The 22,909-nt window shown below is 75.8% G+C and carries 3 protein-coding genes; all 3 read left to right on the top strand.

Features of this window, described 5'->3' with window-relative positions:
• The first annotated feature begins 1,082 nt into the window (after positions 1–1,082).
• The 3 genes from ACZ7EC_RS01185 to ACZ7EC_RS01175 all read left to right on the top strand — a co-directional run bounded on the left by ACZ7EC_RS01185 (position 1,083) and on the right by ACZ7EC_RS01175 (position 22,907).
• Positions 1,083–2,291, top strand: a complete 1,209-nt coding sequence (locus ACZ7EC_RS01185; RefSeq protein WP_471056021.1) for a cytochrome P450 — start codon at positions 1,083–1,085, stop codon at positions 2,289–2,291.
• A gap of 99 nt (positions 2,292–2,390) precedes the next feature.
• Positions 2,391–3,743 (top strand): serine hydrolase domain-containing protein, encoded by a 1,353-nt coding sequence (locus ACZ7EC_RS01180; RefSeq protein WP_471056018.1) that lies wholly within the window; start codon positions 2,391–2,393, stop codon positions 3,741–3,743.
• Between the two features lie 468 nt (positions 3,744–4,211).
• Complete coding sequence (locus ACZ7EC_RS01175; protein ID WP_471056015.1) at positions 4,212–22,907, top strand: non-ribosomal peptide synthetase; 18,696 nt, start codon at positions 4,212–4,214, stop codon at positions 22,905–22,907.
• The last annotated feature ends 2 nt before the right edge of the window (positions 22,908–22,909 follow it).

Genomic DNA, 22,909 nt, shown 5'->3' with positions numbered 1-22,909 from the left:
ATGCCGCCCCTGCGTTGGCGGCCCTCCGCGTGCAGGGGTGCGCGGGTGGTGTGCATGGTTCGCCAAATGCGCCCCCGATGCGCCAGGTTGGCCGAAACCCTGCGCATCGGGTCGGAATCTCTGGCTCCGCTGTCCGGTGCTGCGCGTGGTGCGGCTGGGGCGTGAGGGGCACTGTGGTGTGTTGGGCATGTGCTGGATGCGTGTCCGGCGTGTGCCCGAGGCGTGTCGGACATGTGTGCGGGCGCTTCTCGGGGTGCTGTCCGAGGGAGGTCGACTGACGCGTCATCACCCCAGGTCAGGGATTGGTTCGGGCGGTGGTCGGCATGCGGCCCGCGGCGCCGGGCCGAGGAGGTGCGGCGGGATGCGGTGCTCCGGACCAGGCTTCGGCGGAGATTTTTTCGCCGAGCCGGTTTGCGGGTGGGGCGCCGGGGCACACGCCGGGGCGACGATCCGGCCGCGCATTCGTGTGCATGCGGAGGCTCGTCGCAACGGCTCCATGGTGACGCAAAAAGACCGCCGGGATACTCTCCGTTCAACTTCAGGGGGTTGCTTACGTGTGACTCACCGTGAAGACTGTGGCCGAGATCCATCGAAACGAAGGCGCGACGGGGTGCGAATCATGCCAATCGCGGGGCGGCAGGCCCCGCGGTTGCGTATTCTCACACCGCGTTCCAAGCAGTCGGGGCCCTCGGTCCCGTTGTCCGTATACGAGCCGGGAGGGTCCCGCGCCATCGCCGCGCGGGAGGTTTCATCAAGGGGGATGGGCTATGTCGGGATGGTGCGCCGTACGGCCGGGCTCGCCGCGGGGCCGTGGGCGGCCGCGCAGTCGCCGCGTCCTGCACCGCATGTGTTGACGCCTACCGGTTCATCCCGGCAGCGGACCGACGGCGTCTGACCGTCCCGCCGCTCCCCAGCGCAACCTCACAGCACGTCCTCAGCACGCCACGCGGGCCACGCGCCGCGCCCCGTCCGAGCGGTCGCGCAGCGCTGCCCGGACCTTCCGCGGCCGGCCCGTGCCGGTTCCCGCCACCCCCCCGTGTGTGTGACTCCTCTGTGCCCGCACGCGCTAGCAAGGAGACAAGGTGATCAGCAGCCAACCGACGGACGGCCGGCTCCTCCTGGAGGAGTTAACCGACCGCTGGCAGGGTTTGCACGAGGCCGGTCCGGTACGGCACGACGCGGCGCAGGGCGTCTGGCAGGTCCTCGACCACGAGAACGTCGCCGCCGTGCTCGCCGACCCCGCGACGTACTCCTCGGACCTCTCCGCTCTCAGTCCCACCCAGCCCGACTTCGAGACCTTCACCCAGGGCAACTTCGTCGGCATGGACCCCCCGGAGCACCGCAAGCTCCGCACCCTGGTCAGCCAGGCGTTCACCCCGCGGGTCGTACAGGGGCTCGAACCCCGCATCGAGGCCGTCTGCGCCCGGCTGCTGGACGCGGTCGCCGACCGCGACCGGTTCGACCTGGTCGACGCCTTGGCCTACCCGCTGCCGATCATCGTGATCGCCGAACTGCTCGGCATCCCCGCCGAGGAGCACCGGCTTTTCCAGGAGTGGGCGAGCGTCCTGTTCGGCGGCGACCAACTCGGCGAGGCGCCGGACATGGCCGATCTGGAACGGGCGCTGGAAGCCATCGCCCCCACCGTGCGCGAGATGAACAGCTACATGCTGGACTTCATACGCACCCGCCGCGCCGCCCCCGGCGACGACCTGACCAGCAGACTCATCGCCGCCGAGGTGGACGGCGCCCGCCTGCGCGACCAGGAGATGGTCGGCTTCGTGGCGCTGCTGCTGGTCGCCGGGCACATCACCACCACCGCGCTGCTCGGCAACGCCGTGGTCACCTTCGACCGGCGCCCCGAGGCCGGCGCGGCGCTGCGCGCCGACCCGGCCCGCATCCCCACCGCCGTCGAAGAGGTGCTGCGCTGGCTGCCTCCCTTCCCCGAACTGGGCCGCCGGGTGACCAGGCCCGTCGTCCTCGGCGGTCACGAGATCCCGGCCGACACCCTCCTGATGGCACATCTGGGCGCCGCCAACCGGGACCCGGCCCGCTTCGAGGCGCCCGGCGTCTTCGACGTGACCCGCTCGCCCAACCCCCATCTGACCTTCGGGCACGGCATCCACTTCTGCTTCGGCGCGCCACTGGCCCGGCTGGAGGCACGCATCGCCCTGCGTATGCTGCATGAACGATTCCGCACCCTGGTGATCCCGTCCTACGAGGACGTCGTCTACCAGAACTCCGCCGTGATCGTCGGCGTACGGCAACTGCCCGTCGAGGTCGGCAGAGCGTAAGCCCGGCACACGAAGCCGCCCCGGCCGGCCCGCACCGCTCGCGTCCGGCCGGACCCGAACACCCGCACATGAGACCCATCCAACGGGAGTCCCCTTCTCATGCCGTACACCATCTCCGCCGCTCCGCCCGCGTCCCGGACACCCTCGCTGTTACGCCGGGAGCTGCTCGACCGGCTCGACGCGCTCGCCCGGACCCACCGGGTGCCCGGCGCCCAACTGGTCCTCGACACCGGCACGGACGTCATCGCCGTGCACACCGGCACGGCAGACGTCTCCACCGGCGCCCCGGTCACCCCGGAGACGGCGGTTCCGCTGGGCTCGCTCACCAAGCCCTTCACCGCGGCCCTCGTCATGCTCCTGGCCGACGACGGCGACGTGGAACTCGACGAGCCCGCCGCCGGGCACCTGCCCGAGCTGGCCGCCGTCCCCGAAGTGACCATCCGTCAACTCCTCAGCCACACGGCCGGATTGCCCACCGGGCCGGACTCCGACACCGCCGCGGCCACGACCCCCGCCCGCTACCTCGCCTCGGTGTGCACCGCCCATGACCTGGTCTTCCCGCCGGGCACCGACTTCTCCTACTCCAACGCCGGTTACGTCGCCGCCGGACGGCTGGTGGAGACCGTCACGGGCATGCCATGGGCCGAGGCGGTCCGGGCGCTGCTGCTCGAACCGCTCGGTGTCGTACCGGCGTTCACCGGGGACGCCGCGCCCGCCCGTCCCGTGGCAGCGGGACACGCGGTCAACACCGCCACCGGCCAGGCGCTGGCGACCCGGCAGAACCTGGCGCCACTGGAGGCGCCGGCCGGCGCACTGCTCGCGAGCGCCCGCGACCTGGCCGCCTTCGGCAACGCGCTGACCGGCCGCTCCGACCTGCTGCCGCCCGCCGTCGCCAAGGACATGCGCCGCCCCGAGCCCGCCGCCCGGCCCGGCACCCTGGCCGACGGCTGGAGCCCCGGACTCGCCCTGTACCAGCAGGACGACCGCACCTGGTACGGCCACGACGGCAACGCCCAGGGCACGTCCTGCCATCTGCGCACCGACCCGGAGAGCGGCGTGGTGATCGCCTTCACCGGCAACGCCGGCGGCGCGACCGCGCTGTGGCGCGACCTCGCCGGGGAAATCGCCCGGCTGACCGGCATCCGGGTGCCCGCCGGAGGACACCCCGTGGCCGGGGAGCGCCGCGTCGCCCTGCCCGACTGCGCGGGCACGTACCGCAACGGCGGGACGACCTACCGCGTCACCGCCGCTCCGGACGGCGAGCCGGCCCTGTCCGTGGACGGCGACCTGGCGCTCCCGCTGGTCTGCTACGCCGATCTGTCGTGCGACCTGCGCGATCCGGCCACCGGCGCCTTGGAGCCCGGCGGCCGGTTCCACCGCGATCCGGCCACCGGGAAGATCGACCGAATACAGATATCCGGCCGCACGGCACGCCGCACCGACGACGGCTGAGCGCGCGGGACCACCGGCGCCGGCTCGACCGCTCGGCTCCCGCCCGGACCCCGGTCATGAACCGGGCACGGTCCGGGCCCGGTTCCGGGGCCGCTGTCCGATGCGGGCTCCGGAGCTGGTCACGGCTCCGGTTCCGGCCGGGGCACGACTTCCGGCCGGGGCACGGCGGACGTCCGGGGCCGGGCCCCCGCGCTCGCCCCGGAGTCCGGTCCCGTGCCGCCGGGATGCCCGTTCCCGGTAGGCGGCCCGCCCCGCGTACCCGGACCCGGCCCGGACACCGCCGTACCGTCTCGCGCATCCGAGCGTCACCCCGGTGCCGGTCGCCCGCGTCCGCTCCCGGCAGCCCCGTTCGTCCAGCACCGCCGCCCACTCCCGCTGTGCCCCGTCCCGGCGCGCCGCCCCCGCGGTGGGACCGGGTCGCCCTCGTGGCCCGCGCCGCATCGTCCCGCTCTCCAAAGGACTACACCCATGACGGACCCGCACGACAAGCCCGCACCGGCGTCCTCCCTGCCGTACTCCGGACCCGCCGGCACCGCGGAGAGCGGCACGCCCGCGGAGCGTCCGAGCCTCGGCTCGCTGTTCGCCGCATGGGTGGCCCGCACCCCGGACGCCCCGGCCCTCACGGACGGCCGGCGGACCTGGACCTACCGCCAACTCGCCGAGCGCGCGGACCGGTTGGCCGGACACCTGATACGCCGGGGCGCCGGGCCGGAGCGGGTGGTCGCCCTTGTCCTGCCGCGCTCCATGGAACTGATCGCCGCCGAACTGGCCGTCTCCCGCGCCGGTGCCGCCTTCCTGCCCGTGGACCCCGCCTACCCCGCCGAGCGCCGGACCCTGATGCTCACCGACGCCGCGCCGGCCGTCATCCTCGACGACGCGGGCCGGGTGGGCGAGATACTCGACGGCCGTGACGGTGTGGAGTGCGCGGGGGAGAGACAAGGGGAGCCGGGCGCCGGGGGCGACAACGCGGCGTACGTCATCTACACCTCCGGTTCCACCGGCACCCCCAAGGGCGTGACGGTCACCCACCGCGGCATCGGCGGCTTCGTCGCGGCCGCGGCCGAGCGGTACGCCGTGGGTCCCGGCGACCGTGTGCTCCAGTTCTCCTCGCCGAGCTTCGACGCCTCGGTCCTGGAGCTGTTCATCTCGGTGCTGTGCGGCGCCACCCTCGTCGTACCGCCGCACGGCCCCTGGCTCGGCGACGAACTCGCCGGCGTCCTGGACGAGCACCGCATCACCCACGCCCTGATCCCGCCGGCCGCGCTCGCCACCCTGCCCGGCCCCGCGACCGGTGCCGGACGCCATCTGCGCACGCTGATCGTGGGCGCCGAAGCCTGCCCCGCCGGGCTCGTGGACACCTGGGCACCCGGCCGCCGGATGATCAACTCCTATGGTCCGACCGAGGCCACCATCGTCGCCACCTGGACCGGGCCGCTCACCGCGGGCCGGGGCACCCCGGCGATCGGCGGCGCCCTGCCGCACACCCGCGCGTATGTGCTCGACGCCGCGATGCGGCCCGTACCGCCCGGCACCGACGGCGAGTTGTTCGTGGGCGGCGACGCGGTGGCCCGCGGCTATCTCGGCCGGCCGGGCCTGACCGCCGCCCGCTTCGTCCCGGACCCCTTCGGACCGGCCGGGGCCCGCCTCTACCGCACCGGCGACCGGGCGCGCCGGACCCCCGACGGGGAGCTGGAGTTCCTGGGCCGCCTCGACCGGCAGGTGAAGATCCGCGGCTTCAGGATCGAGCCGGGCGAGATCGAGGCCGCCCTGCGCCGGGCCGGCGCCGGTGCCGTCGGTGAGGCCGTGGTCGTCGTACGCGAGGACGAGCCGGGCCACCAGCGCCTCGTCGGCTACGTCACCCCGGCCGCCCCGGCCCCGACCGCCGGCCTGGACCCCGCCGCAGCCCCTGATCCGGCCGCCCCCGCACCCCACCCCGCGCGCCCCCTCGACCCCGCCGCCCTCCGGGCCGCCGTCGCCGCGTTGTTGCCCGCGCACATGGTCCCGGCCGCGGTCGTGGTGCTGGAGCGGATGCCGCTCACCCCGCAGAACAAGATCGACCGGCGGGCGCTGCCCGCGCCCGAGCGGACGGCCATGGACGGTCACGTGGCGCCGCGCACGCGGGAGGAACGGGCCCTCGCGGCGATCTGGGCCGAGGTCCTGGGCGTGACCGGGGTCGGCGTGACGGACGACTTCTTCGACCTGGGCGGCGAGTCCATCCTCGCCGCCCGCGCCCTGTCCCGGATCCGCGAGGAACTGGGCGTCCGGCTGACCGTGCGGGACGTCTTCTCCGCGCGGACGATCGCCGCGCTCGCCCCGCTCCTCGCCGACCCCTCGGCCGCCGCGCCCCCCGAGCCGATCCCCCCGGCCCCCCGCGAGGACGCGCTGCCGCTGTCCAGCGCACAGCGGCGGCTGTGGTACCTGGACGACCTCAGCGAGGGCGGCACCGAGTACAACACCGGTGTGTCGCTGCGGCTGCGCGGCGCCCTGGACGCGGACGCGCTGCGCCGGTCCCTGCACCGCCTCGCGGCCCGGCACGCCGCCCTGCGCACCACGTTCGCCACGGCACAGGACGGGCAGGGCGTCCAGCGGATCGCAGCCGAGCCGGACCTGCCCCTGCGCACCGCCGACGTCCGCGCCCTGCCCGCGGCGCGCCGCGCCGAAGCCGCCGAGGACCTGCTCACCGAGGAGTTGCGCAGGCCCTACGACCTGGCGGCCGGGCCACTCACCCGCGCCCTGCTGGTGCGGATCGCCGACGAGGACCACCTGCTGCTCGTCGCCCAGCACCACATCGTCACCGACGGCTGGTCGGTGGGCATCCTCACCCGCGAACTCGCCGCCCTCTACCACGCCGAGACCACCGGCGAGCCGGACGGCCTGCCCCGACCCGGCGTGCAGTACCCGGACTTCGCGCTGTGGGAACGCCGGCAGCAGACCTCCGGCGCGGACGCCGCCGACCTCGCCTACTGGAAGCGGCACCTGGCCGGACTCCAGCACCTGGAGCTGCCCACCGACCGGCCGCGCCCCGCGGTGCGCACCACCGCCGGAGCCGCCCACCGGCACCCGCTGCCCGCCGAACTGGTCGCCCGGCTGCGCCGGTTGGCAACCGGACGCGGCACCACGGTGTTCACCCTGTTCGCGGGCGCCGCCGCGCTGCTGTTCGCCCGCTACTCCGGCCAGCGGGACATCGCCTTCGGCACCGTCACCACCGGACGCGGCCGGCGCGACCTGGAGGAGGTGCCGGGCTTCTTCGCCAACACCGTGGTGCTGCGCGGCGAGGTGGACGAACGGGCCACCGTGGACCGGTTCGTGGAGACCATGCGGACGACGGTGCTGGACGCCTTCGCCCACGACGGGGTGCCGTTCGACCGGGTCGTGGAGGAGCTGGCCCCGCCCCGCGACCCCAGCCGCACCCCGCTGGTGCAGGCGCTCGTCGTACAGCAGACCGCCCTGCCCGTCCCCCCGCGCTCCGGCGCGCTGCGTCTCGCGGAACATCCGCTGCCCCGCCCGGCCGCCCGCTTCGACCTGGTCCTGGAGTTCACGCCCGAGGCGGACGGCGGCTGCCTGCTGACCGCCGAGTTCAACACGGACCTGTTCGAGGCGGCGACCGTGGCCCGCCTGACGGCCCATCTGCACCGCCTGCTGGAGGGCATGGCCGACGGACCCGGCCGCCCGCTGGCCGAGCTGCCCATGCTCTCGGCCGACGAGCAGCGCACCCTGGTGGAGACCGGGAACCCGCCCGCCCGCCGGTCCCGCGGCACCGCGCACGGCACGCTGCCCGAGCTGTTCCACGCGCAGGCGGCCCGCACCCCGGACCGTACCGCCGTCGTGTGCGGGCCCGCCCGGCTCGACTACGCCGAGGTCGCCCGGCGCGCCAACCGGCTGGCCCGGCTGCTCATCGCGCGCGGCGCGGGACCCGAGACCCTGGTCGCGCTCTGCCTGCCGCGCACCGCCGACCTCGTCCCCGCGCTGTGGGCCGTGCTCACCGCGGGCGCCGGCTACCTGCCCGTCGACCCCGGCTACCCGGCCGAGCGGGTCCGGCTGATGCTCGGCGACGCACGGCCCGCCCTCGTCGTCGCCACCCGCGAGACCGCAGCCGCCCTGCCCGGCGACTGCGCTCCGCTGCTGCTGGACGAGTGCGACGAGGCGGGACAGGCCGCCACGGAGGTGACCGACGCCGACCGGCACGCGCCGCTGCTGCCGGACCATCCCGCGTACGTCATCTACACCTCGGGTTCCACCGGCCGGCCCAAGGGCGTGGTGGTGCCCCACCGCAGTGTCGCGGCGCTGGCCGCGTGGGCGGGCGAGCGGTTCGCGGACGCCGGACTGAGCCATGTGATCGCCTCCACCTCCCTCAACTTCGACGTGTCGGTGTTCGAGCTGCTGTGCCCGCTCACGGCCGGCGGCACGGTCGAGGTGGTCGCCGATCTGCCGGCTCTCGCCGACGGCTCCGGGCCCCGGCGCGCCGGGCTGCTCAGCGGGGTGCCCTCCGTCGTCTCCCGGCTGCTCGCGGGCGGCAGCGCGCCGCTGACCGCGGACACCGTCGTGCTGGCCGGCGAGGCCCTGCCCGCGCAGACCCTGCACGAGCTGCGCGCCACCATGCCCGCGGCGCGCCTCGCCAACATCTACGGCCCCACCGAGGCCACCGTGTACGCCACCGCCTGGTTCGCCGGTGACCGGCTGCCGGAGCAGGCCCCGCCCATCGGCGATCCGGTCGCGCTCACCCGCGCCTACGTCCTGGACGGCCGCCTGCGGCCCCAGCCGCCCGGCGTCACCGGCGAGCTGTATCTGGGCGGCTGCGGCCTGGCCCGCGGCTATCTGCGCCGTCCCGGTCTGACCGCCGCCCGGTTCGTCGCCGACCCGTTCAGCGCGCCGGGGGAGCGGATGTACCGCACCGGGGACCTGGTGCGCCGCGGCGCCGACGGCCGGCTGGAGTACGTGGGCCGGCTCGACCAGCAGGTCAAGGTGCGCGGCTTCCGCATCGAACTGGGCGAGGTGGAGGAGGCGCTGCGCGGCTGCGCGGGCGTGGCCGAGGCCGCCGCCACCGCCGTCACCGGCGACGGCGAGGGCCACCGGCGCCTGGTCGGCTATGCCGTCCCGGCCGCCGGCGAGCGGGTGGAGCCGGAGGCCGTACGCCGCGAACTCGGCCGGACCCTGCCCGACTACATGGTCCCCTCGACGGTCGTCGTACTGGAGAGCCTGCCGCTCGGCCCGAACGGCAAGGTGGACCGCGGCCGGCTGCCCGATCCGGGCCCCGCCGTGCGCACCGTACGGCATGTCGCGCCCCGCACACCCACCGAGCGCGCGCTCGCCGCGATCTGGGCCGAGGTGCTGCGCGTCGAACGCATCGGCGTCGACGACAACTTCTTCGAACTCGGCGGCGACTCGATCCTCAGCATCCAGGTCGTGGCCCGCGCCCGGCAGGACGGGCTGGCCCTGACCTCGCGGGACGTCTACCGGCACCAGACGGTCGCCGCCCTGGCCCGCTGCGCGGACGCCGCGGGCGGGCTGCGCGCGAGCGCTCCGGCAGCAGAGGCGGCCACCGGCACGGCCCCGCTGACCCCGATCCAGCACTGGCTGTTCGGCGCCCCCGTGCACGACGCCGGGCACTTCTCCCAGGCGCTGTCCGTCCAGGTGCCCGACGACCTGGACCCGGCCGCGCTGGAGGACGCGCTGAACGACCTCGCCGCCCACCACGACGCCCTGCGTTCCCGGTTCGCCGCCACCGGCGAACCGGGCGGCGAGGTCCTGTGGTTCATCGACGCGCACACGCCCCGCGTCCGGCTGGCCCGGCACACCGGACCGGACACGGACACCCCCCACTTCGGCCCCTTCGACCTGGCCCGCGGACCACTGCTGCGCGCCGTGCTGCACGACACCGCGTCCGGCCGGCCCCGGCTGCTGCACCTCGCCGTCCACCACCTGGTGGTCGACGGCGTGTCCTGGCGGGTGCTGCTGGAAGACCTCGACCGCGCCTACCGGGCCCGCCGCACCGGCGCCGACGGCGCCGCGGCGCTGCCCGCGAAGTCCTCCCCGCTGCGCCAGTGGGCCCGCCGGCTGGCCGCCCACGCGGCGGACGGCGGCTTCGAGGACGAGCGGGAGTACTGGGCCCGCGCCGTCCCGGACACCGGATTGCTGCTGCCGGACAGGCCGGAGCAGGGCGCCAACACCTACGCCTCGCAGCGCGCGGTCACCGTACGGCTGGACCCCGAGGACACCTCGGTCCTGCTGCACACCCTGCCCGACACCTACCGCACCCAGGTCAACGACGTCCTGCTCAGCGCCCTCGGCCGCGCCCTGTGCGCCTGGAGCGGCCGGGACCGGGTGGTGGTCGACGTCGAGGGACACGGCCGCGAGGAACTCTTCCCCGAGCTGGACATCAGCCGCACGGTCGGCTGGTTCACCACCCGCCATCCCGTCGCGCTCACCGTCCCCGACGACGACTGGGACGCGATACTGAAGCGGGTCAAGGAGCACCTGCGCGCGATACCCCGGCACGGCCTCGGCCACGACGCGCTGCGCCACCTGGCCGGACCCGGCGGGGACTTCGCCACCCCGGACGCGCAGATCAGCTTCAACTACCTGGGCCGGATGGGGCTGCCGATCGAACCCGGCGGGCTGTACGGGGGCACCGCCCGGCCGCTGGAACTGGACGCCGACCCGGCGGCGGAGCGCCCGCACGCCCTGGAGGTCGTCGGCCAACTCGTCGATGACCAGCTGGAGTTCACCTGGTTCTACTCGGAGCGGCTGCACGACGAGGACACCATCGGGGCGCTGGCCGGACGCTTCGCCGACGCGCTCGCGGACCTGGCCCGGTTCGCCGCGGGGCCCGGAGCCGCCGGGCGCACCCCGTCCGACTTCCCGCTGGTCCGGCTCGACCAGGACGCCGTGGACCGGGTCACCGGCCCGGACCCGGCGGCCGTCGCGGACGTCCTGCCGCTCACCCCCACCCAGGCGGGCATGCTGTTCCACGGACTGTCCCAGGACGGCCGCGGCGTCTACTTCCAGCAGCTCACCTTCGTCCTCGACGGCGTGCCCGACCCCGGCGCCCTCGCCGCCGCCTGGCAGCGGGTCACCGACCGCGCCGAGGTGCTGCGCGGCCGGGTCGTCTGGCAGGACGTGCCCGAGCCGCTGCTCGTGGTGGAGCGGCACGCGGCCCTGCCCGTCACCCACCTCGACTGGCGGGACCTGACGCAGCGGGAGCGGCGCGCCCGCCTCGACGACGTCCTGGCCCGCGACCGCGCCGAGGGCATCGACCTCGGCCGGGCCCCGCTCCAGCGCCTGCTCCTCGCCCGCGTCTCCGACACCGCCGTGCGCGTGGTGTGGTCCTTCCACCACCTGCTCCTCGACGGCTGGAGCCTGTTCCAGGTCCTCTCCGACGTCTTCGCCCTGCACAGCGGCGACGGCCACGGCGCCCTCCCGGACCGGCCGCCGTACCGGGACTACCTCGGCTGGCTGCGCGACCGCGACACCGAGGCCGCCGAACGGCACTGGCGGCAGCGGCTGGCCGGCCTGACCGAGGCCACCGCGCTGCCGTACGACCGCGAGCCGCGCGAGAGCCACCGCGCCGAGTCCACCCACGCCGTGCGGGTCACCCTGCCCGAGACCGCCAGCGGGGCCCTCAAGGAACTGGCGCGGACCTCCGGACTGACCCTCAACACCCTGGTGCAGGGCGCCTGGGCGCTGCTGCTGGCCCGGCAGTCCGGCCGGGACGAGGTGGTGTTCGGCACCACCGTGTCCGGCCGGCCGCCCGAGCTGCCCGGCGCCGACGCCATGACCGGCCTGTTCATCACCACCCTGCCGACCCGGACCGCCGTCCCCGGCCACGGCACCCTGCTCGACTGGCTGCGCGCCCTCCAGCACGACCAGAGCGAGGACCGGCGCTTCGACCACCTGCCGCTCACCCGGCTGCGCGCCCACACCGAACTGCCGGAACGCGTCGGGCTGTTCGACAGCATCGTGGTCTTCGAGAACTACCCGGTGGACGACGACCTCGCCGCCGCCCACGGACTGCGCCTGAGCGGTCTGGAGGGCATCGAGACCACCAACTACCCACTGAGCCTGACCGCTTACCCCGGAGACGAGCTGACCCTGCGCCTGGGCTACGACCCCGACCTGTTCGACGCGGGGACCGCCGAGCGGCTGGTGGAGTACCTGGGCGTGCTGCTCGCCGCGATGCCCGACGGCACCCGGCGCCCGCCCGCCCGGCTCCCGCTGCTCACCCCCGAGCGCCGCGCACAGGTGCTGCGCGCCTGGAACGACACCGCCACCGGCCGGACCGCCGCCGCCACCACCGCCGGCCTCTTCGCCGCGCAGGCGCGCCGCACCCCCGACGCGGTCGCCCTGGAAGCCGGCGACGAGCACCTCACCTACCGTGAACTCGACGCGCGTGCCGCCCGGTTGGCAGCCCGGCTGACCGGCCTCGGGGTGCGCCCGGAGACCCCGGTCGGCGTGCTGATGGACCGGTCCGTGACACTGATCGTCACCCAGCTGGCCCTCGCCCGCACGGGCGGGGTGTACGTGCCGCTGGACGGCCGGGCACCAGCCGAGCGGCTGCGCCGGATGCTGGCCGAGGCCGGCGCCGCCCTGCTGCTCACCGACGCCGCCCGCGAGGAGACGGCCCGTCAGCTGCTGCCCGGCGACCGCGTGCTGCGCGCCGACCGCAGCCCGGACCCGGACGGCCCCGCCCCCGACGGACCGCCGCCCGCCGTCCACCCCGACAACGTCCAGTACCTGATGTTCACCTCCGGCTCCACCGGCACCCCCAAGGGCGTAGCCGTGCGCCAGCGGGACGTCGCCGCCCTCGCCCTCGACCGCGCCTTCGCCGGGCACGACCGGGTCCTCGTCCACTCGCCGCACGCCTTCGACGCCGCCACCTACGAGGTGTGGGTGCCGCTGCTGCGCGGCGGCACGGCCGTGCTCGCACCGGCCGCCGACCTGGACGCCGTCCAGGTCCGCACGGCCATCACGGAACAGCGGGTGAGCTGCCTGTGGCTGACCGCCGGACTCTTCCGGCTCCTCGCCCAGGAGGACCCCGGCTGCCTGCGCGGCGCCCGCGAGGTGTGGACCGGCGGCGAGGCGGTGCCGGGCGCGGTCGTGCGCCGGGTGCTGGACGCCTGCCCCGGCCTGACCGTCGTCGACGGCTACGGCCCCACCGAGACCACCACCTTCGCCACCCGCCGCGCCTTCCGCTCCGGCGACCCGCTGCCCGCCGTGCTGCCCATCGGCCGGCCCCTGGACGACATGCGCGGCTACGTCCTGGACGCCGCCCTCCAGCCGCAGCCGCCGGGCATTCCCGGCGAGCTGTACCTCGCGGGCGCCGGCCTGGCCCGCGGCTACGCCGGCCGGCCCGGTGCCACCGCCGCCCGCTACCTCGCCGACCCCTTCGGGCCGCCCGGAACGCGGATGTACCGCACCGGCGACATCGTGCGCTGGAGCGCCGACGGCGAACTGCACTTCGTCGGCCGCGCGGACGACCAGATCAAGATCCGCGGCTTCCGTGTCGAGCCCGCCGAGATCGAGGCCCGGCTCACCGCCCACCCCGCCGTCGCCGAAGCCGTCGTCTCCCTCTGCACGGACGCCGGACGCAAACGGCTGGCCGCCCACCTCGTGCCGGCCGGTGACGCGGCGCCGGGCGCCGCCGAACTCCGCGCCCACCTGGCCGCCGACCTGCCCGACTACATGCTGCCCGCCGCGTTCGTCACCGTGCCCGAGCTGCCGCTGACCGCCAACGGCAAGGTCGACCGGCGCCGGCTGCCCGCCCCCGACTGGTCGGCCGGCACCGAGCGCGCCCACCGCGCCCCGCGCACCGACGCCGAACGGCTCCTCACCGGGATCTGGTCGGAGCTGCTGGGCGTCGAACGGGTCGGCGTCGACGACAACTTCTTCATGCTGGGCGGCGACTCGATCCTCAGCATCCAGGTCGTCTCCCGCGCCCGCGCCGCCGGACTCACCCTGACCCCGCGCGACCTGTTCAAGCACCCCACGGTGGCCGAACTCGCCGCCGCGGGCGGCTGTGCCGCGCCCGCCGTCGCGGGCAGCGAACCGGTCAGCGGGGCGGTGGACCTCACCCCGATCCAGCACTGGTTCCTCGACCCGCGGCCCGCGCACGCCGACTTCTTCGACCAGTCCGTCGTCGTCGAGGCGGCGAGCCCGGTGGACGAGGACGCGCTGCGCCGCGCCCTCACCGCCTTGTGGACCCACCACGACGCCCTGCGCGCCCGCTTCACCACCGCCGCCGACGGCACCTGGCGGCAGGACGTCCCCGCCGCCGACGCCCCGGCGCCCGACCTGCTCCAGGTCCACGACGCGCGGGCCGAGGAACTCGTCACCGAGGCCGCCCACGCCGGACTCCGGCTGGCGGCGGGACCGCTGTTCACCGCCCGCCTGTTCACCGCCGATGGCACCCGGCCCGCCCGGCTGCTGCTGGTCGCCCACCACCTGGTGGTCGACGGCGTCTCCTGGCGCATCCTGCTGGAGGACCTGGAGACCGCCTACCGACAGGCCCTGTCCCGAGAGCCCGTACGACTGCCCGCCCGCACCACCTCCGGGCACGAGTGGGCCCGGCGGCTGCGCGACCACGCCGGTTCCTTCGCCGCCCGGCTCGACCACTGGGAGCGGACCGCCCGGCACTGCGCCGACCCGCTGCCCGTGGACGGCACCGGCGGCAACACCATGGCCGACGTCCGCGAGGTGACCGTACGGCTGGACGGCGATCGCACCGACGCCCTGCTGCGCCGCGTCCCCGGCGTCTACCGCACCCGCGTCGACGACGTCCTGCTCACCGCGCTGGGCCGGGTCCTCGCCGACTGGACCGGCCGCGAAACCGTCGCCGTCGGACTGGAGGGCCACGGCCGCGAGGACCAGCTGTTCGAGGACGTCGACCTGTCCCGCACCGTCGGCTGGTTCACCTCCCTGTACCCGGTCGCCCTCACCGTCCCGGCCGGCGACTGGGGCACCGCCCTGAAGGCCGTCAAGGAACAGCTGCGGGCCGTACCCGACCGGGGCCTCGGCTACGGCGTCCTGCGCCACCTCGTCCGCGAGCCCCGGCTCACCGGCGCACCCGAGCCCGCCATCAGCTTCAACTACCTGGGCCGCTTCGACTGGTCCGGGGCCGGCGGCACCCTGGTCGGGGCGGTGCCCGGCGGCCTGGGCGGCGCCGAGGCACCCGGCACCGAACGCCCGCATCTGCTGGACGTGGTGGCCCGCGTCGAGGCCGACCGGCTGGAGATCACCTGGTACTACAGCGCCGCCCGGCACCACGAGGAGACGGTCACCGCGCTCGCCGAGGGCCTGCTGCGGGCGCTCGGCGACATCGTGGCGCACTGCGCCCGCCCGGACGCCGGCGGCCGTACCCCGTCGGACTTCCCGCTGGCCCGTCTGGACCAGGCCGCCGTCGACCGCGTCGCCGGCACCGGCCGGGACGTCGCGGACATCTACCCGCTCACCCCGATGCAGGCCGGCATGCTGTTCCACAGCCTGCTCGACCCGGCCGGCCGCACCTACGTCAACCAGGTGCAGCTCGTCCTGAACGGGGTCACCGACCCGCGGGCACTCGCCGAGGCGTGGCAGCAGACCGCCGACGCCAACCCGATCCTGCGCACCCACCTGGTGTGGCAGGAGACCCCGCAGCCGCTCCAGGTCGTCCGGCACCGCGCCACCGTGCCCGTCACGCACCACGACTGGTCCGGCCGCACCGGGGAGGAGCTGGACCGGCTGCTCGCCGAGGACCGGGAGCGCGGCATCGACCTGGGCGCCGCGCCGCTGATGCGGCTCACCCTGATCCGGCTGGCCGCCGACCGGGTCCGCCTGGTGTGGACGTTCCACCACGTCCTGCTCGACGGCTGGAGCGCGGCCCAGGTCTTCGACGAGGTCTGCGAGCGCTACGCCGCGCTGACCTCCGGGCGCCGCCCCCGGCTGCCCGAACGCAGGCCGTTCGCCGACTACCTGCGCTGGCTCGCCGCACAGGACACCGAGCGCGCCGAACGGCACTGGCGGGCCGCCCTCGCCGGCTTCCAGGCCCCCACCGAACTGCCCCGCGACCGGCGGCCCGCCGAGGCACACCGCGCCTCCTCCTGCGGCTCCGTGCGGATGACCCTCGCCCCGGACGTCTCGGCACGGCTGCGCGAGACGGCCCAGCATGCGGGGCTCACCCTGAACACGGTCCTCCAGGGCGCCTGGGCGCTGCTGCTGTCCCGCTACGGCGGCGGCAGCGACGTGGTGTTCGGCACGACCGTATCCGGCCGGCCCGCCGAACTGCCCGGCGTCACCTCGATGGTGGGCCTGTTCATCAACACCCTGCCCACCCGCGCCCGCGTCGACGGCGCCCGCCCGCTGCTGGACTGGCTGCGCGAACTCCAGGCCGCCCAGTCCGAGGCCCGCCGCCACGACTTCGTCTCGCTGGCCCAGTTGCAGTCATGGAGCGAAGTACCCGGCGGTACCGGCCTGTTCGACTCCATCCTGGTCTTCGAGAACTACCCGTTCGACGAGCACGCCCTGTCCCGGCACGGCCTGTCCATGGAGCAGGAACGGGACCTGGAGCCGACGAACTACCCGCTCAGCGTCGTCGTCGCACCCGGCGACACCCTCGCCGTGAACCTGGACTACGACCCGGCCGCCTTCGACGCCCCGACGGTACGGGCACTCGGCGAAAGCCTGCGCACCCTGCTGACCGGCATGGCCGACGACCCCGGCCGCAGCCTCGCCGAACTGCCCCTGCTCGACCCGGCCGGGGCGCGGGCGCTGGTGGACCGCCTCGGCGGGCCGCCGGCCGCCCTCCCGCAGGACACCCTGCCGAACGCCTTCGCCCGGCAGGCCGCGCGCACCCCGCACGCCCCGGCCGTCCGCCACGGCGACCAGTGCCTCACCTACGCCGAACTCGACGCCCGCGCCAACCGGCTGGCCCGCCGCCTCATCGCCGCCGGCGCCGGGCCCGAGCACTTCGTCGCCCTGTGCCTGCCCCGCACCGCCGACCTGGTCGTGGCGCTCCTCGCGGTCCTCAAGAGCGGCGCCGGATACCTGCCGGTCGACCCCCAGTACCCGGCCGAGCGCCTCGCGTTCCTCTTCGAGGACGTACGGCCCGACGCCGTGATCACCGCCGCCGCGACCGCCGGCCGGCTGCCCGAGGGGCCGTTCACCCGGATCCTGCTGGACGAGGAACCGGACCCCCGGACGCCGGACACCCCGGTCGGCGACGGCGAACGCCGCACCACCCTGCTGCCCGGCCACCCCGCCTACGTGATCCACACCTCCGGCTCGACCGGCCGCCCCAAGGGCGTCGTCGTCAGCCACGCCTCCGTTCTCGCCCTGACCGACTGGGCGGCGGCCGAGTTCACCGGCCGCGGCCTCGCCCATGTGATCGCCTCCACCTCCCTCAATTTCGACGTGTCGGTCTTCGAGATCTTCGCCCCGCTGCTGGCCGGCGGCTGCGTCGAAGTCGTCCGCGACCTGCTGGCCCTCGCCGAGCGCCCCGGACCCTGGCGCGCCGGACTGCTCAGCGCGGTGCCCTCGGCACTGGACCGGCTGCTCGCCGAGGACGCCGTACGGATCAGCGCCGACACCGTCGTCCTCGCGGGGGAGGGGCTGCCCGCCCGGACCGTGCGCCGGGTCCGCGAGGCCGTCCCCGGCAGCGAGATACGCAACATCTACGGGCCCACCGAGGCCACCGTCTACGCCACCGCCTTCACCTGCGACCCGGCCGACCCCGACCGCGACCCGCCGATCGGACGGCCGCTCGGCGGCGCCCGCGCCTACGTGCTGGACGAGCGGATGCGGCCGGTGCCCGTCGGCGCGCCCGGCGAGTTGTTCCTCGCCGGGACCGGGGTCGCCCGCGGCTATCTGCGCCGCCCCGGCCTGACCGCCTCCCGCTTCCTGCCCGACCCGTTCGGCCCGGCCGGCAGCCGCATGTACCGCACCGGTGACCGGGTCCGCTGGACGGCCGGCGGCGACCTGCTCTACCTCGGCCGCGGCGACGACCAGGTCAAGGTGCGCGGCTTCCGCATCGAACTCGGCGAGGTGGAGGCCGCGCTGGCCCGCCACCCGGCCGTGGCGGCGGCAGCGGCCCGCGTGGTCGAGCAGGACGGCCACCGCCGGCTCGTCGGCTACGCGGTGCCCCGCGCGGGCGGCCTGCCGGACCCCGCCGAACTGCGCGCCTTCCTCGCCCGCGGCCTCCCCGACCACCTGGTCCCCGCCCTCGTCGTCCCGCTGGAGCGGCTGCCGCTCGGCGCCACCGGCAAGCTCGACCGGCGGGCCCTGCCCGCCCCCGAGCGGGCCGCGTCCGCCACCGGCACCCGAGCGGGCCGCCCGCCGCACACCGCGGCGGAGCACACCCTCGCGGCCATCTGGACCGAGGTGCTGGGCGTGCCCGAAGTAGGCGCGGACGACAACTACTTCACGCTCGGCGGCGACTCCATCCTCGGCATCCAGATCGTCTCCGCCGCCCGCCGGGCCGGTCTCGCCCTGACCCCCCGGCACCTGTTCACCCACCAGACCCTCGCCGAACTCGCCGCCGCGGCCGAGCCGGTGCCGGACGGCGCGGCGGCGGCCACCGCCGAGCAGGGCCCGGTGACCGGCGACGCCCCGCTCACCCCCGTACAGCACTGGCTGCTCGACACGCTCACCGGAGACCCCGCGCACTTCAGCCAGACGGTCTCCTTCGAACTGGCCGCCGACCCCGACGAGACGCTGCTGAGGGCCGCCCTCACCGCCGTACTGGAGCACCACGACGCGCTGCGGCACCGCTTCGAGCAGGCTGGGGACGGCCGGTGGCGGCAGTACGGCACCGCGCCCGGCGAGACCGCCGCGCATCTGGAGGTGCACCGGGACGCGGAGCCGCGCGAGGTGGCCGCCGCCCTCGGCGCCGCCTTCGACCTGGCCCGCGGGCCGCTGCTGCGCGCCGCCCTGTGCCGGCCGGGCGGCACCGGACGGCCGGTGCTGCTGCTCGCCGCCCACCACCTCGTCGTGGACGCCGTGTCCTGGCGGATCGTCCTGGAGGACCTGGAGACCGCCTACCGCGCCCTGCGGGACGGCGCCCGGCCCCGGCTCGGCGCCAAGAGCACCTCGTTCAAGGCGTGGGCCCGGCGGCTCGCCGCACACACCGAGGCGGGCGGCTTCGATGGCGAACTCGCGCACTGGCAGGGCGTGGAGACCGACCTCACCCTGCCGGCCGACCGCACCGGCGGCGCGAACACCGCCGACACCGAGGAGAGCGTGACCGCCGGACTCGGCGCCGAGGAGACCCGCCGCCTGCTCCAGGACGTCCCGGACGCGTACCGCACCCGCGTCAACGACGTCCTGCTCACCGCGCTGGGCCGGGTCCTGGCCCGCTGGACGGGCCGGGACCGGGTGGCCCTCACCCTGGAGGGCCACGGCCGCGAGGAACTCCTCGACGGCACCGACCTCGCCCGCACCGTGGGCTGGTTCACCACCGTGTACCCGGTCGCCCTCGACGTGCCCCGCAGCGCGGACACCGCCGCCGTACTGAAGTCCGTCAAGGAGGCCCTGCGGGCCGTACCGCACGGCGGCCTCGGCTACGGCGCGCTGCGCCACCTGCACCCCGCGGCGGGCGCCGCACTGCCCGCGCTGCCGCCCGTGTGCTTCAACTACCTCGGCCGCCCGGACCGGGCCCCCGCACCCGGCGGCCTGCTGGGCGCACCCCACGGCGACGGCCTCACCGGCGGCATGGACCGCGCCGCGGACCGCCCCTACCTGCTGGACGTCCTCGGCCGGGTCACCGGCGACCGGCTGGAGTTCACCTGGTCGTACTCCCGCGAGGTGCACCGGCGCGAGACCGTCGCCCGGCTCGCGGCCGAACTCGCCGACGAGCTGCGGGAGATCGTCCGGCACTGCGCCGAACCCGGCGCCGGCGGCCGCACCCCCTCCGACTTCCCGCTCGCGCCCCTGGACCAGACCGCCGTCGACCGGCTCGTGGGCGACGGGAGGGACGTCACGGACGTGTACCCGCTCACACCCACCCAGACCGGCATGGTGATGCACGGCCTGGACGAGGCCGAACACGGCCTGTACGTCGAGCAGATCACCTTCGTCGCGGACGGCGCCCGCGATCCGGGCACGCTGGCCGCGGCCTGGCAGCACGTCGTCGACCGCACCCCGGTGCTGCGCACGTCCGTCGCCCTGCACGGCGTGCCCGTACCCCTCCAGGTCGTCCACCGGGACGTCGCCCTCCCGGTCACCGAGCACGACTGGAGCGCCCTGTCTGCGGACCGGCGGGAGGCGGAGCTGGAGCGGCTGCTCGCCGACGAGCGGGCTCGGGGCCTCGCCCTGGAGCGTGCCCCGCTGCTGCGGCTCGCCCTGGTGCGGCTCGGCCCGGACGCGCTACGGGTCGTATGGACCTTCCACCACGTCCTGCTGGACGGCTGGAGCGTCTTCCACGTCCTGTCCGACGTACTGGCCGCCCACCGGGCCCTGGTCCGGGGCGAGCGGCCCCGGCTCCCCGAGCGCCGGCCGTTCGCGGACTACGCCGCCTGGCTGGCCGCCCGCGCCACCGGGCCCGCCGAGGACCACTGGCGCGAGGTGCTGTCCGGTCTGCGCGCCCCGACCCCGCTGCCGTACGACCGCAGGCCCGCCCCCGGCACCACGGCCCGCTCGGGCAACTGGCTGTCGCAGCGCCTCGGCGTCGAGGAGACGCGCCGGCTCCAGGAGTTCGCCCGCCGGCACCGGCTCACCCTCAACACCCTGGTGCAGGGCGCCTGGGCGCTGCTGCTGGCCCGCTGGAGCGGGGAGGCGGAGGTGTGCTTCGGGACCACCGTCTCCGGGCGGCCGGCCGACCTGCCCGGCGCCGACACCATCACCGGCCTGTTCATCACCACGCTGCCGGCCCGCGTCAGCGTCGACGGCGGCGCGCCCGCGGCCGACTGGCTGCGCGCGGTGCAGCAGGCATGCGCGGAGGACCGGCGCCACGACCACCTGCCGCTCAACGCGCTGCACGCCCTGACCGAACTGCCGCCCGGCACCAGCCTGTTCGACAGCCTGGTGGTGTTCGAGAACTATCCCGTCGGGGACGCGACCGCGGACGCCCACGGGCTCGCCCTGCGCGACCTGGACGCCCGCGAGGCCACCAACTACCCGCTGACCGTGGTGGTCTCGCCCGGCGACCGGCTGGCCGTCGAACTCGGCCACGACCCCCGGTACTTCGACGCGGACACCGCGGACGCGCTGGCCGCGCAGCTGCTGCACACCCTGCACACCCTGGCCGGCACGGACGGCACCGCCCGCCTCGACGACCTCGATGTGCTGCCGCCCGCACAGCGCGAGCGGCTGCTGCGCGGGCCCAGCCGCCCGGAGGCGGGCGAGGTGCCCGCCGTCACCCTGCCCGCCCTCGTGGAGGCCGCCGCCGACCGCCGGCCGGACGCCCCCGCGCTCGCCGCGCCCGGCCTGCTGCTCACCTTCGCCGAGGCGGAGGCGCGGGCCAACCGGCTGGCGCACCGGCTCATCGCCCGCGGCGCCGGCCCCGGCGACCTCGTCGCGCTGCTGCTGCCCCGCTCCGTGGACATGGTGCTGGCCCAGCTCGCGGTGGCCAAGGCGGGCGCCGCGTTCCTGCCCGTGGACCCCGCCTACCCCGAGGAGCGGATCGCGCTGATGCTGCGCGACGCGGCCCCCGCCCTGACCCTCGACGCCAAGGAGATCGCCGCCCTGCTCGCCGCGGACCCGGACGAGGTCCCCGGACACCGGCCCGGCGACGCCGACCGCAGGCGCCCGCTCGACCTGGACGACGCGGCCTACGTCATCTACACCTCCGGCTCCACCGGCACCCCGAAGGGCGTCGTCGTCACCCACCGCGGGCTCGCCGCGTTCTCCGCCGCCGAGGCCGCCCACTACCAGGTGGCCGAGGGCGACCGGGTGCTGGCCTTCGCCACCCCGAGCTTCGATGCCTCCGTGCTGGAGCTGTGCATGTCCCTGCCGCACGGTGCCCGGCTCGTCGTCCCGCGCCCCGGACCGCTGCTCGGTGCCGAACTGGCCGACGTCCTGCGGGCCGAGCGCATCACCCACACCCTGCTGCCGCCGGCCGCGCTCGCCACCCTGCCGCCCGGCACTCCGGGCACCCTGCCGGACCTGAAGACCCTGATCGTCGGCGCCGAGGCGTGCGGGGCCGACCTCGTGGCCCGCTGGGCGCCGCACCACCGCATGGTCAACTCCTACGGCCCCACCGAGGCCACCGTCGTCGCCACCTGGTCGGCGCCGCTGGCCGCGGACGGCGGCGCACCCCCCATCGGGCGCCCGCTGCCCGCAACCGGCGCCTACGTCCTCGACGCCCGGCTGCGGCCGGTACCCGACGGGGTCCCCGGCGAACTCTGGCTGTCCGGACCGGCACTGGCCCGCGGCTACCTCGGCCGCCCCGGACTGACCGCCGCCCGGTTCACCGCCGACCCGTTCGGACCGCCCGGCACCCGCATGTACCGCACCGGCGACCTGGTGCGCCGCGACAGCGGGGGCGAACTGCGCTACCTGGGGCGCACCGACCACCAGCTCACCCTGCGCGGCCACCGCATCGAGGCCGGCGAGGTCGAGGCGGCCCTCGTGCGCCACCCGGACGTGCTGGACGCGGTGGTGACCGTACGCGAGGACGAACCCGGTCTGCCGCGGCTGGTCGCCCACCTGCTCACCGCCCCCGGCGCCGAGCCCCCCGCCGCGACCGGACTGCGGTCCCTGGCCGCCCGGTTCCTGCCGGGCCACATGGTCCCGTCGGCGTTCGTGGCGCTCGACCGGTTCCCGCTCACCGAGAACGGCAAGACCGACCGGGCGGCCCTGCCCGCACCGGCGCCGGACGAGGAGCGGGACCGGTCCGAGTACGTGGCACCGCGCACGCCCACCGAGGAGGCGCTGGCGGCCATCTGGGAGGAGACCCTCCAGACGGCCGTGGGCGCCGAGGACGACTACTTCCTGCTCGGCGGCGACTCGATGCGCGCCCTGCTCATCGCCTCCCGCGCCAACGACGCGTTCGCCACCGCGCTCACCCCCCGCGACGTCCTGGTCTCCCGCACCGTCGCCGCCCTCGCGGAAGTGGTGGAGGACCAGATCCTGAGCGAACTGGAGGACGCCGCGTACGGCGACCCCGGACTCGACAGCGCCGCGTACGGCGGCGCCGCCGACCCCGGCACCGGCCCCGACGACGAAGACGCCGCGCTCGGCGGCAACGACCACGAACGGTGAGG

This window comes from Streptomyces sp. NPDC037203, from assembly GCF_055605065.1.
This window is presented reverse-complemented; position numbering and strand designations above follow the sequence as displayed.

Coding starts and splice junctions, on each gene's coding strand:
- ACZ7EC_RS01175 (WP_471056015.1), top strand. CDS start 4,212: ATGACGGACCCGCACGACAAGCCCGCACCGGCGTCCTCCCTGCCGTAC.
- ACZ7EC_RS01180 (WP_471056018.1), top strand. CDS start 2,391: ATGCCGTACACCATCTCCGCCGCTCCGCCCGCGTCCCGGACACCCTCG.